We start from the raw sequence: 13,276 nt of genomic DNA, 5'->3' as shown, positions 1-13,276 counted from the left end.
CGAAGACAGGTCATTGCTGGCATGCTCTCCTTCAGCCATGGCTCGCCGCTCTTTCCGCTTCCTCGCCCTGCTCCTGTTCGCGTCCAGTGCAGTGCTCGCCAAGGGCAACCCTGCGCTCAAGTCCAGCGTCTCCCCGGACGCGCCCGCGGATCTCCAGCTCATCGGCTGGTCGAAGGATGAAAAGCGCTTCGCCGTCCGCATCTACAGCCTGACCGACAATGAGAGCGACGATTTGAACGAGCCTCCCCCGTACTGTCCCGGGTACATGGACCACCGGGGCAAGAAGTTCCGCGGAGGGCTCCGCTTCCAGCTCTACGACGGCGCAAAGCCCGTCGGAGACTGGCCCATCCAGGACCTGGAGAAGTGCACGCCTCCAGAGACGGCACGCGACCGGCTCTCCCAGGCGAATACGGCCCTGGCGCAGCAGGAGGTCGATCTGCGGAACCTCGGCACGCTGGTGGTGCCGCGAAAGCCCGCAAGGCCCCTCCCGCGAGGCAAGGGCAAGACGCTCATCTCCACAGCCACCACACCCCTGGTGCTGCCCTCGGGCCCCTGGGCCCGGCAGACCGTCACTGTCTCCTGCCGCGTCGAGACGACTGCGCTCGGCACGTCCGAGAATGCCCCGGCAGGCACGTACTCCTCGCGCGCAACCTTCACGGTGCGCCTCCGCTCCAGCAAGAAGCCCGCCCCGCTGGCCGAGTTCACCCTGGGCCCCTTCGAGGGCTCCGCCACGCAGGCCGGGAATTGGACGCCCACGGTCGATCGTCTCGTCCTGTCTCCCAGCGGCAGGCGATTCGTGCTGCTCGGACGCGTGGACGAGGGCCCCCAGCACGGCGGCTCCGCCTTGAGCGTGGTCCTCGGACTCGTGGAGCTCCCCGAGCCTCCCGCCCCCAAGCCCGGCTTCTGATAACTCACAGTCCCGTGACGTGGCTGCCGCCTCGCGCACTTGCCCACCGGACACCGGTGTGCGCTATTCCGCGAGCCTCATCCGCCATGCGCAAGACCCACCGCCCGCTCACCACTGTTGCTCTCGCCCTCGGCCTCTTCATGGCGGCGCTGGAGATGACTGTCGTCTCCACTGCGATGCCCACCGTCGTCAGTGACCTCGGAGGCATCGAGCACTACGCCTGGGTCTTCACCGCGTACATGCTGGCCTCCACCGTCACCGTCCCCATCTTCGGGAAGATGGCGGACCTCTACGGACGCAAGCCCGTCATCCTCTTCGGCATCACCCTGTTCCTCATCGGCTCGGTGGCCAGCGGCCTGTCTCCGTCGATGGAGTGGCTCATCGTCTTCCGCACGCTCCAGGGCCTGGGCGCGGGCGCCATCCAGCCCATCACGCTGACGGTGATTGGAGACATCTACAGCCTGGAGGAGCGCGGCCGCGTGCAGGGCGTCTTCAGCGCCGTGTGGGGCATCTCGGGCCTCGTGGGCCCGCTGGCCGGCGGACTCATCGTCCGGTGGCTGTCGTGGCACTGGATCTTCTACATCAACGTGCCCGTGGGCCTGGGCACGATGGTGCTGCTCCTGGCCTTCTTCCACGAGAACATCCAGAAGCAGCCACACTCCCTGGACATCGGCGGCGCCCTGCTGCTCGGCCTGGGAGTGGGGGCGCTCCTGCTGGGAGTCCAGGGCACGGGGAGCCGCCTGGTGCCGCTCGTGCTGGCGGCGGTGCTGCTCACGGCCTTCGTCCTCGTCGAGCGGAAGGTGAAGGAGCCCATCATGCCTCCGGCCATCTTCGTGCGACCGACGATCGCCATCGCATCCATCACCTCGGCGCTGTTCTCCGCGGCGATGTTCGGCGCCACCACCTACGTCCCGCTCTTCGTCCAGGGCGTGCTGGGCGGTACGGCCACGCAAGCCGGCGCGATGATCACCCCCATGCTGGTGGCATGGCCGGTGTGTGCGCTCATCAGCGGGAGGCTGATGGTGAGAGTCGGGTTCCGGCCTCTCATCATGGGCGGCCTGGGCCTTGCGGGAGGCTCCACGGTCATCATGGCGCTGGTGCTCCAGCCCGGCGCTCCGCTGCTGCTCCCCGAGGTGGCCATGGGGCTGTTCGGCGCGGGCCTGGGCTTCGCGGCCACAGCGGTGCTCATCGCTGTGCAGACGAGCGTCGGCTGGGAGGTGCGCGGGGTCGCCACCGCCAGCAATATGTTCTTCCGCACCATTGGAGGTGCGCTCGGCGTGGGCATCATGGGCGGAGTGCTCGTCCAGCGGCTCACCGCGGACCCGAGCATCCCAGTGCACGCGGCCAACGAGTTGCTCGGGCCCGAGCACGGGCGGGGACTGGGTGACGACGTGCTGCGCCAACTGAGCGGCTCTCTGGCGGATGGACTGGCCACCAACTTCTGGCTCATGGCCGCTGCCGCACTGCTCGCCTTCGCCTTCAGCTTCTTCTTCCCGCGCATGAAGCCTGCCGCGAAGCCCGAGGCGAGCGAAGCCGCCATGCACTGAGCGCTTCTCCCCGGAACCTACGTGGTTCCACTCAGGGTGTCTTTTTCCAGCAACTCTGGCTGTGATGGCCCGACAACCCTGGAACTCGCGGTAAATCCAGGCAGGGTCATCCCATGATTCACAGGCTGCTCAGGTCGCTGTGTGTGTCGTTCCTCTGTGCCGGGCTCGCGGCATGCGGCGTGGAAGCGCCGGCCGAGGCCCCTGCTCCCGAGAACTCCCCGCCCTCCGCTCCCGCGGAGATGACTCCGCACTCGGAGCGCGCGGGCATCGGCATGGAGCCCGAGTTCAATGAGCGCACGCTCTCGCAGCTCGCGGGCGTCATCGATCCGCGCAAGACGCTGGCCGTGACGGACCAGACCATCCTCATCAACTTCCCGCTCCAATCCGTGTTCAACCAGCTGGCCACGCAGAACGGCGCCACCGGCTTCACCGCGCTCCAGCTCTTCCGCCAGCTCTGGGACACCCAGAACCCCGCCCCCGGCCAGGCCGATTTGCACGCGGTGACGAACTACGCCCACTGCACGGACAACAGCAACACCCTCAACGGCTTCCCCTACGCCTGCCGCACCGCGGAGGGTGCGGATGCCCTGGACACCACGTCCGCCTCGATGAACGCCTACAAGGCGGTGGGCCTCTACAACCGGTTCGACCTGGCCCCCAGCACCGGCGCCAACTGCGGCGAGTACCGCATCGTCTACGCCCGGAGCACGGGCGGCCGCAACTTCATCATCTTCGAGGCCGTGCTGCCCAACCCGCAGCCTGCGCTCGGCATCGAGGGCTGCCGGCCCATCGCGAACTTCTGGCGCAACCTGTCGGATGACACCAGCGCGGCGTCGCGCGCCACCAAGCTCTTCAAGTTCTACTTCCAGGGCCTGGATGCCACCACCAACCAGGTCATCTCCATGCCGGTGGTCCACCTGGACAACTATGGCAACCGCACGGGCAACACCGGCCAGGTGCGCACCAACCAGTTCCGCGGCGGCCCGTGGATGCTGCACGAGTTCCAGACGCAGCGCACCTGCGCCACCTCCAGCTCCTGCATCCTGAAGTTCGTCCCGGTGACGGTGAAGACCAACCCGTTCGGCGGCCTGTTCAACCCGGCCTCCACGGATCCTCGCGCCGCCTCGTTCCAGAGCCACTTCCTCACGCAGGTGGCCAGCCTGGCGGTGAACGACATCAACACCTTCGGCTACGAGGTGCCGAACACCTTCAACGGCGGCCAGAGCGACGCTCAGAGCGACGGCGGCCCGGACAACTACCGGGCCCAGTTCGGCACCGGGGCGAGCACCTTCCGCACCAACATCCAGACCCAGCTCACGGCCATCGGCAGCACACTGACGCCGGACCAGATCGTCTCGCGCGCCCAGTCGCAATCGTGCGGCGGGTGCCACCAGCGCAGCAACAATGCGCCCCTGGGCGGCGGCCTGACGTTCCCGCTCTCCTCCGGCTTCGTCCACAGCACCGAGTTCACCGAGACGGGCCCGGATGGCACCCGCTTCGTGATTTCTCCCGCGCTCACCGGCACCTTCCTGCCGCACCGCCAGCAGGTGCTGGCCAACTTCCTCGACACGCCGGTGCGCAACGCCACCTTCGTCAGCCAGTCCGTACCCACCACCGTGACGGCCGGGCAGGCCTTCACCGTGTCCATCACGATGAAGAACACGGGCACCCAAGCGTGGACCGCGGGCCAGGCCTTCCGACTGGGCTCCCAGAATCCCCAGGACAATGGGACCTGGGGCCAGACGCGGGTGTTCCTGGGCCCCGTCGACACCATCCACCTGGGCCAGCAGAAGACGTTCACCTTCACGGCCTTCGCGCCTTCGACGCCGGGCTTCTACGCCTTCCAGTGGCGGATGCTTCAGGAGTCCGTGGTGTGGTTCGGGGACTTCACCCCCTCCGTCAACATCCTCGTCACCAGCAACTGCTCCTGCCCCGCGGGACAGACCTGCCCGGATGTGGTCTGCCCCGAGCCCCAGTAGCCTCGCGATGAATCGCTTGCCCGGGCAGGGCTTGTGCTAAACCCGGCGGTGGGCAGTCGGCAGCCGCCGGGGAGACTCCCATAGCGCTCCCCTCGGATCCGACTCGGAGGGATCAAGAGCGTCATGGCCAACCTTGCCATCGGCAACATCGAGAAGGTCCGCGCTCTCGCGGCCAACGGCCGCGTGCTCCTGGTGGGCGGCGCCCGTGCAGCCCCCGCCAGTCGGCTCACCGCGTACGACTTCACCGCCACCAAGGTGCTGTGGAGCGTGGAGCTGCCCTCCGCCGTGCAAGCCCTGGCGCTCGCCGGGGAGCAGTGGGTGGCGGCCGGTGCGGATGGCGCCGTGCGCGTGGGCTCGCTGGGTGAGGGCAAGGTGGAGCGAGAGCTCTCCGGCGCACACCCCGGCGGTTGCACGGGCGTGGCGCTCAGCCCGGACTCCAAGCACTTCTATACGGTCGGCGCGGATGGGTTCCTGCGCGGATGGGTGCTGGACTCGGGCAAGAAGGTGCACGAGTGGCAGGCCTCTCCGCAGCCGCTGCGCGCCGTGGCCGTGGACCCCGGCCACATCTTCGTCGCGTGCGCGGGCGATGATGGCGTGGTGCGCTCCTTCACCGTGGCCTCGGGCGCTCGCCGGGACATGGCGGGCCACGAGGGCACCGTGCGCGCCCTGGCCTTCACCCCGCGAGATGGGCGCCTGGCCTCCGCGGGAGATGATGGCCGCATCCGCCTCTGGTACCTCGTCGGCGCCGTCGAATCCGAGGTGCGCGGCGACAAGGACTCCAGCCACGCCGGGCCGGTGCTCGCGCTCCTCTTCCCGCCCACTCCCGCCGCCGAGGCCGGAGAGGAGCCGAGCGATCGGTTCTGGACCGCGGGCGCCGATGGCAAGGTGAAGGTGTGGCGCTTGGACGAGCGCCGCAAGCCGCGCACGGTCGACTGCGGCAGCAAGCCGGTGAACGCGCTCGCCTTCGCGCCTCCGCCCAACGCGCGGCAGGCCAAGAACATGCTGGGCTTCGTCTTCACCGGTGGGGACGAGCGCCGCGTGTACCGCGTCAACGTCCTGCTGGATGGCAAGCCCGGCGACGAGCAGGTCGACTATGCCCACGGCTTCGACGCGCTCACCGAGTCCCTGAGCGGAGGCCGGCCCAAGCGCGAGGCCGCCGTGCGCGAGGCCGCGGCGCTGGAGGAGCCCGAGGCGCTCGACTTCGTCCTCAAGGTGCTCTCCACGGACAAGGAGGCCGAGGTCCGCAAGCTGGCCGCCTCCGAGCTGGCTGCCCGTGGCCGCACCGCCGCCCGCCCCAAGCTCCGCGAGCGCCTGGATGATGATCATCCCGCCGTCCGCGCCGCCGCGCTCGACGCCCTGGCCACCCTGGAGGAGTCTCCGCTGGGAGCCCCGCGCGCCGCGCTCGACTCGCGCTTCGCGGACATCCGCATCCTGGGCCTGCGCAGGCTGGCGAAGCTCGCGGGCACCTCGCCGCTGGTGCCGGGTCTCATCTCTGGAAAGTTCACGGACAGCGACGCCAACGTGGGGCTGGCCGCGCTGGATGCCCTCACCGAGGTGTCCCCCGCCGGCAGCACCGAGCCGCTGAAGACGGCCTTCGAGCGCGGCCCCGCGCATATCAAGGTCGAGGTGCTCATCCGCGCCGCCAGCGCGGGACAGCTCGGCGCCGCGCAGTTGCAGCCGCTGGTGGCTCGCGCGCTGGATGACGCGGACGCGGATGTGCGCCGCGTGGCCTTCACCGTGCGCGTGCTGGAGCACCCGTCCCTGGCCCAGGTTCAGGAGCAGAAGGACGAGGACTTCCGCCTCGCCGTGCGCGATGTGGCCCGCCGCTCGGTGCTCTCGGCCAAGCGTCTGTCCCCCGAGGGTCAGACGGCGAAGTTCTCCACCGAGGCCGAGGTGACGGCCGCCCGCGACAAGCACCTCGAGAAGCTCCTCGGCTCGGGCAAGCCCGGCGCGGCGCTCGCAGAGGCGGATCTGGAGCCGCTGCTCGCCGCCATGGCCTGCCGCACTCCGGATACGGCGGTGCGCGGGGCTCGCGGGCTGGCACAGCTCGGCGATGCCAGGGCGCTGGGTGCGCTGCTCCAGCTCTCGCGCGAGTCGGAGTCCTCCATCCGCCAGCAGGCGGCCACGGCACTCCGGGCGCTGCAGGATCCGCGAGCCCGTGAGCGGCTGGTGTGGATGCTGGATGATGCGAACGCGGACGTGCGCTCCTCTGCGCTCGATGCCGTGGTGGCGCTGGATACGGAGGCGCCGCTCTCCAGCGCCGAGGCCGCGCTGCGCTCGGGTTTCGAGGACGTGCGCGTCCGCGGTCTGGACCGGCTGGTGAAGCTGGGTGCTCAGGGCCAGCGTCCCGAGGGTGCCGAGCCCCTCCTGGGCAACGCGCTGGAGGACGAGGCCGCCAAGGTGCGAGGCGAGGCCTTCCGCACCCTCTGGGCCTGGAACGAGAAGGAGCCGCAGAAGGCGCTGGACCGTGCCCTGGCCGGCCGCTTCCCGGATCTGCGCCTGCGCGCCGTGGAGGAGCTGGCCTCGCGCGCCTCCAAGGAGGATTGGGCGCTCGAGCGGCTGAAGAAGACGGTGCAGGACCGGGACTCGGCCGTGGCCACCGCCGCGTACGAGGCGTGGGTGAAGATCGCTGGCAAGGAGAAGCCCGAGCCCCACCTCGCGGCCGTGGAGACGGCGCACGCCCCGCTGAGGACGCTGGCGGCGAAGAACGCGGTCCACGCTCCGGCGGATGCGGTGCGCTCGCCGCTGCTCAAGCTCATCCAGGACGAGGAGCCCAGCGTCCACCTCCAGGCGCTGGAGTCCCTGGACAAGCTCGTCCCGAAAGAGAACGGGCCGCTGCTCGCGGGCCTGCTCTCCGCCGCCCTGCCGTTGAAGGTGCGCGCCGCGGAGCTGCTCGCCGCTCGGGGAGCCGAGGACATCATCGAGCCGATGCGCGTGCTCATCACCGACAAGGAGCTGGAGCACCGCTACCCGCCGCCGTTCCTCAACCCGCTCCGGGCCCGGGCGGCGAGCGCGCTGGCCACCCTGGGCTCGCGCCGGCTGCTCTCCTTCTATTCCACCACGCTGCTCAAGCATGAGCTGGGCGAGGTGCGCGAGCAGGGCGGCCGAGGCCTGGCCACCGCCTGCCGCCGTGGCGACGAGGGTTACCTGTTGGATGCGCTCGGGCATGCGGATGTGGCGGTGCGCTCCTGGGTGGCGGATGGCCTCTCGCGCCTGGGCGACGCGCGCGCCCTGCCCGTGCTCACCGGCACGCTGCGGCATGACCATCTGCCCATCCGCCTGGGCGCCATCCTCTCCTTCGCGGCGCTCGGCTCCGAGGGCGAGGGTGGCATGCTCCACGGCCTGGAGGATCGCGCCCGTGAAGTGCAGGAGATGGTGTTCGCCATCATCCTCGCGAGGGATCTGCGCGCCTCGCGCCGGGGTGGGCCGCCGGACCTGCTCACCAGCGCGCTCTCCAGTGCCCGTCCCGAGGTGCGCTACGCCGCCGCTCGCTCGCTGGAGCTGCGAGCCGATCCCGAGGCCTATCAGGCCCACTTGATCGAAGCGCTGCTGCCGCCCAAGCCGGAGAAGGCGGGCGACATGAAGGAGTGGCCCGCCGAGGATGAGCGAGGCCGCCGCATGGTGGGGCTGGCCGAGGCGCTCGCGAGCGAAGTCTCCGAGCAGCGCTACGCCGCCGCCCAGGTGCTCAACCTGCGCCAGAAGCCGCTGGACTACTTCCGCGAGGCCCAGAAGGTGGCCCGCCCGCGCTCGCTGGAGCAGCCGTGGAAGCCGGAGACGGCTCCGAAGCCCCGGCCCGAGCAGGACAAGCCCGCGAAGAGCTGGCTGCGGCGCCTGTTCTCCTCCGGCTCCAGCAAGGAGGCCACGCCCTCGGCCGATGCACTCGCCTCCGCCGAGCGCCAGCACCTGCGCCGGTTGGCCTTCGGCGCCTACGTCGGTCTGCTGCGCCAGGTGTCCGCCGGAGACGACGAGGGACACCGCGTCCGCCGCGATGCCGTGGATCGCGTGGTGAAGCTCACTCAAGAGGGCTTCGCCGGACAGCCCGCCGCCGTGGCCGCGCTCCTGCGCGCGCTGGAGGATCCGCACCAACTGGTGCGCAAGGCGGCCCTGGCGGGCCTCAAGGAGCTGTACCCCGCCGGCTCGGATGAGCCGCTGTCGCTGGCCCTGGCCTCGCTCTCGCAGGACGTGGCCCGTGCGGCCCTGGACGAGCTGGCCACGCGGGGAGATGCGGCCCGGCCTCGCATCACCGCCGCGCTCAACTCGCCGCTGCCGGAGGTGCGCAAGTACGCCTTCGAGCTGCTGGAGAAGCTCAGCCCCGCTGGCAGCCTCGAGCCGCTGCTGGCCGCGCTCTCCAGCGAGCACTCGGACCTGCGCATCGGCGTCATCGAGCGACTGTCCGGAGCCAACGATTCGCGCGTCACCGAGGCGCTCGGCCGCGCCATGGCCAGCGAGCATGAGGACCTGAGGCTGCGCGCCTCGGAGCTGCTCGCGTGGCGCAAGGATGACCGGGCCGTGGAGGTGCTGGGCGCCTTCCTGCGCTCGGAGAACGCCGCCACCGCGAAGCGCTCCATGGAAGCCCTGGCCCGGCTGGCTTCTCCCGCCGCCGTGGCCGCGCTGGCCGGCAGGCTGCGCACCTCGACGAGCCTCGATGAGCGCAACAACCTCGTGAACGCGCTGGGCCGCACGCTGAACCCGGATGCGGTGGACGTGCTGGCCCGGCAGGTGCTGGAGGATGAGGCTCCCAGCGTGAGACTGGCCTGCGTCTCTGCGGCCATGACGGTGGCGGACCGGAACGTGAAGCCACTGCCCGATGGCACCCGCGACATGAAGCTGCGGGACGCTGCGCTCTCGGTGCGCTTCCTGCGCTCAGCGGCACGCTCCTCGGATGTGGCGGTGCGGCAGGCCATCCCGCGCGAGCTGGAGCACGGCGCCGACCAGGGCCAGGACGCGCTGCTGCTGAGCCTCTTCACGGACCGGGATGTGACGGTGCGCCGCGAGGCGGTGGCACGTTATGCCCAGCGCGTGGTGCATCAGGGTGCGAAGGTGGAGCCCATCGAAGAGGTGCTCCGCGCCGGGGCTCGCGAGCTGATGCTGCCCGCCGCGGAGGCTGCTGCCTTCAAGAAGCTCCCGAGCTCCCTGCGTCCCCTGCTGCTCTACGTGCGTGCCGGTGAGCCGGGAGAACGTGAGCGGGCGCTGCTGGCGCTCGGCACGCTGGGAGACGCGCGCGCCCTGACCGAGCTGGAGACGGTGGCCGCGGGCGGCACTCCCGAGGCTCCCGCCGAGCCAAGCATGGTGGTCGCCGCCATCGAGGGCCTGGGCCGCCTGGCCGCGAAGCTCCCCGAGGGCGAGGATCGCAGGCGCGTCGAGGAGAAGGTGGAGTCCGAGGCCATGGAGGCAGACTCCTCCGAGCAGCAGCAGGCGGGTGTCCGGGGCCTTCGGTACATCGGCGGCGAGCGAGCCCGCGTGAAGATCGAGGCACTGCTCACGGACGACAGCACCTCCAGCCCGGTGCGCATCACCGCCGCGGCGGAGCTGGGCAAGCTGGGGGACACCGCCGCCGAGCCGGCGCTGGCATCGGTGTTCGACTCGAATGACTTCACGCTGCGCAAGGAGGCGCGCAAGGCGCTCGACGTGCTCTTCCCGAAGGACCGGGTGCGCGTGGAGTTCCTCGCCGTGGCGAGCCGCTATTCGGACATCTCCGAGCCCGCCGCCACGTACCTCGCCGAAGAAGCCGAGCCCGCGCTGCTCGTTCCCCGGCTGGGGACGTTGAAGAACGAGCCCTTGCGGAAGCGGCTCCGCCGGGGGCTCGCGCGCCGGGGGGCCCTGCCCGTACCGGAGCTGGTCGCGCTGCTCTCGCATGAGCAGCCGCAAGCCCGCGAGGAAGCGGCCCGCGTCATCGGCACCTGGACGGGCGAGCCGCGCACTCCGCCGCCCGCCTCGGACATGGCCACGCTCTCCACGGCCGTGGTGAAGGCCGAGCGGCACGCCGCCTCCGAATGGGCCTCGGCCCCTGGCCCGAAGCGGCCACCGCTGGCCCAGGCCTGGGAGCGGCTGCTCTGGGCGGGCTCACGCCTGGGCATCTCCGAGCTGGCCACCGGGGCTCGCGCCATCCTCCAGAACGGAGAGACCGGAGCCCCTGGCGAGGTGCGTCAGGAAGCGGCACGCACGCTGGGCCACCTGGGCACGGCGGCCGCCGGAGCCAAACCCGCCCTCTCTGCTCCCAAGGAGCTCACCGCCGCGACCGAGGCCCTGCGCGCCGCCCTCGCGGATCCGGATGCGAGGGTGCGCGAGGCCGCGGCCACGTCCCTGGCCCGGCTGGCTCCGGACCGCGCGGAGTGGGCGCTCACGGTGAAGCCCTTCGACCCGGTGGCCGTGGGGCCCATGGGCGCGGGGCTGAAAGACTCCAAATCGCTCGCCACCTCCGAGGGCCGCCGGGTAGCCTTGCCCGTGGTGATTGCCACGCATCAGCTCGACCCCCTGCGCCCGCTGGCGACCGGAGCCTCGACCGAGGTGAAGCAGGACGCGTGGGCCGCGCTGGGCCGCATGGGCGGAGATGACGCCGCGGAGCTGCTGCGGGGCCAGGCCTTCGACAAGGGCCAGTCGGTGGAGCTGCGCAAGGCGGCCTACCGCGCCCACAAACGTGCACGCCGGGCCGCCGAGCGCGCCCGCAAGGGAGGAAGCCCGTCGTGACGACCGCCACCCGCCACCCCGTCGAGCTGCGCTACGCCACCGCGAGCGACGTGGAGGCCCGTCCGGACACCTCTCGTGTGCTGCTGGCGCTGGAGGGCTCTCGCGGCACCGTGGGCCTTCGCGGCCGGGTGCGCGAGCCCGCCCTCTTCCGAGACGCGCTGGCCGCCGCGCTCGGCGTGCTGTCGAGTGACTTGCGCTACCGCGGCAGGGATCGCACCGCGTACCTCGCCTACCTCATGAAGCAGGGCAAGCGTGCCACCGCGCAGATCTGGGAGGCGCAGAAGGCGTTCCTGGATGCCTCGCTTCAGACGGAGGAACAGAAGGACACGGTGTTGGATCCGGTGCTCACGGTGGATCCGGATCAGGTGTCCCTGGAGGTCTTCTCCCGGGACGAGAGCGCCTATGCGCGGCTGGCCTTCGACAACACGCTCTTCGACGGGCGCGAGGCTGCGCACGGCTCCACCTTCCTGGACGTGCCGTCCGAGCTGATGAACAAGGTGGATCGGCTGCGCACCTACGTGCCGCTGTCGCTCGAAGCGCACGTGGCGCTGCCGTCGCGAGAGACTCGGGCGCCGCGCAACGTGGAGGTACCTCACGCGTGGCTGCGCGGCTTCCTCCAGGTGCAATCGGCGGCCACGCTCCCGGCGAGCACGTGCACGCTGGCGCCCATTGACTTGTACAACCTGCTGTTCGCCCTGCGCACCCAGAAGGCGAAGAAGGCGCCGCGCGCGCTGCGCTTCGAGCTGGTGCCGGGCGCCCCGCCACGGCTGGTGCTGGAGCCGTGGGAGCTGGTGCTGGAGTGCCACGCCTCGGCGTACACGGGCTCGGCGCCGGCGGTGGTGCGGACCTTCGGAAGGCAGCGCCTGACGGCCCTGGCGCGGCTGCTGCCCCACGCGCAGAGCATCCGGGTGCAACTGCTCGGCCCGGGCCTGCCGGTGTTCTGGGTGGTGGACATGGGTCCGGCCACGCTGACGCTGGGGCTCACGGGCTGGACGGAGAGCGGCTGGTCCAGCGCCGCGGCCTTCGATGTGCTCATGCCGCGCGCGGTGCCGGAAGGGCTCTCGGAGAAGCTGCGCCAGCGGCTGCGCTCGGAGGGTCCGCTCTCCTTCGAGAAGTTGGTGGCGGGCGCGGGAGCCCCCAAGGACGCGGTGCGCGCGGCGTTGCAGCTCGAGTGCCTGCGCGGGCGCATCCTCTATGACGTCGCCCAGGGCACCTACCGCCCGCGCGAGCTGATGGCCACGCCGGTGGACGAGGCGGCCATCCGCTTCGGCAGCGAGCGCGAGGCGCGGGCCCACCGGCTGCTGGGCGACGGCGGGCCGGGCGCGGGAGAAGCCAAGGTCACCAAGGTCCACGAGGTGGTGGGCGAGGGCACCCGCATCCACGGCGAGGTGGTGGATCGCGAGGCCGTGCGCAGCTTCTTCCCTGTCTTCACGTTGGATCTCGAGGGCCGGGTGAAGGGAGCCAGCTGCGGCTGTCCGCACTTCCGTCGCTCGGGGCTGCGCGAGGGCCCGTGCGAGCACATGATGGCGCTGCGGCTGGCGTACGCCCGGCAGCGCGCGGCCGAGGAGGCGCTGCGGCAGACTCCCGAGGGCCGCAAGCTCATCCGCGCGGAGACGCGCTCGTACGTGCGGCGCGAGGCCTCCGGACAGGAGCAGGTGTACCGCGTCTCGCTGGACGGCAAGGTGGTGGCGGTGGAGTGGGGCCCGCGTCTGGGCGAGCCGCGCCGGCAGAAGCTGTGGTTCGATACGGATGCCGAGGCTCGCACGGCCTACTTCGCCCGCCTGGAGTCGCTGGCGTCCGAGGGTTACATCGATGCGGCCTCGACGGTGATGTAAAGACACGCCCAACGCACGAAAGGAAGGTGGGACGAGACACGAGACTCTTCAGCGCGAGCACCCGGGAGAGGTCCCAAAGTCATCAGCCTCAGCGCCTCGAGCGCGGGAGCGGCGTTGCGCCGCTCTGGAAGCAATGCTGGACACTCTCCGCAAGGTAGCCTGTTCTTGGCTCTCTTCCTAGCGCAGTACCTCTACCGCGCAAGGGAGCTGAGCCTACGACGCAACCGTCGTTTTCCTTGCGCGGTAGAGGTACTGCGCTAGGGAGAGCCGGTGAGGCTACCGTGCCCCAGGTGAGCAGGTGGTGCCTTGGGGGCCTCCCTC

The 13,276-nt window shown here is 70.8% G+C and carries 5 protein-coding genes; all 5 read left to right on the top strand.

Translation table 11 applies throughout. From position 1 onward, the window contains the following. The first annotated feature begins 37 nt into the window (after positions 1-37). Positions 38-907 carry a hypothetical protein gene (locus KY501_RS36965; protein WP_224368581.1) on the top strand — a complete coding sequence of 290 codons (870 nt, stop codon included), beginning with the start codon at positions 38-40 and terminating at the stop codon, positions 905-907. Positions 908-993: 86 nt separating this feature from the next. Continuing rightward, on the top strand, positions 994-2,454 hold the full coding sequence (locus KY501_RS36960; protein ID WP_224368580.1) for an MDR family MFS transporter: 1,461 nt from the start codon (positions 994-996) through the stop codon (positions 2,452-2,454). Positions 2,455-2,567: 113 nt separating this feature from the next. Next, positions 2,568-4,433: an NBR1-Ig-like domain-containing protein gene (locus KY501_RS36955; protein WP_224368579.1), complete on the top strand. Its 1,866-nt coding sequence runs from the start codon at positions 2,568-2,570 to the stop codon at positions 4,431-4,433. A gap of 123 nt (positions 4,434-4,556) precedes the next feature. Further along, positions 4,557-11,120, top strand: a complete 6,564-nt coding sequence (locus tag KY501_RS36950; RefSeq protein WP_224368578.1) for a HEAT repeat domain-containing protein — start codon at positions 4,557-4,559, stop codon at positions 11,118-11,120. Beyond that, complete coding sequence (locus KY501_RS36945) at positions 11,117-12,955, top strand: SWIM zinc finger family protein (protein WP_224368577.1); 1,839 nt, start codon at positions 11,117-11,119, stop codon at positions 12,953-12,955. The genes KY501_RS36950 and KY501_RS36945 overlap by 4 nt, the downstream gene beginning before the upstream one ends. The last annotated feature ends 321 nt before the right edge of the window (positions 12,956-13,276 follow it).

Origin of the sequence: Hyalangium versicolor (assembly GCF_020103695.1) — a bacterium.
GTDB lineage: Bacteria > Myxococcota > Myxococcia > Myxococcales > Myxococcaceae > Hyalangium > Hyalangium versicolor.
Note: the sequence above shows the minus strand (reverse complement) of the source record. Positions and strands in the feature narration are given on the sequence as shown.

Excerpts from the sequence above, each read along its gene's own strand:
- KY501_RS36965 (WP_224368581.1), top strand. The coding sequence starts at position 38 with ATGGCTCGCCGCTCTTTCCGCTTCCTCGCCCTGCTCCTGTTCGCGTCC.
- KY501_RS36960 (WP_224368580.1), top strand. The coding sequence starts at position 994 with ATGCGCAAGACCCACCGCCCGCTCACCACTGTTGCTCTCGCCCTCGGC.
- KY501_RS36950 (WP_224368578.1), top strand. The coding sequence starts at position 4,557 with ATGGCCAACCTTGCCATCGGCAACATCGAGAAGGTCCGCGCTCTCGCG.
- KY501_RS36955 (WP_224368579.1), top strand. The coding sequence starts at position 2,568 with ATGATTCACAGGCTGCTCAGGTCGCTGTGTGTGTCGTTCCTCTGTGCC.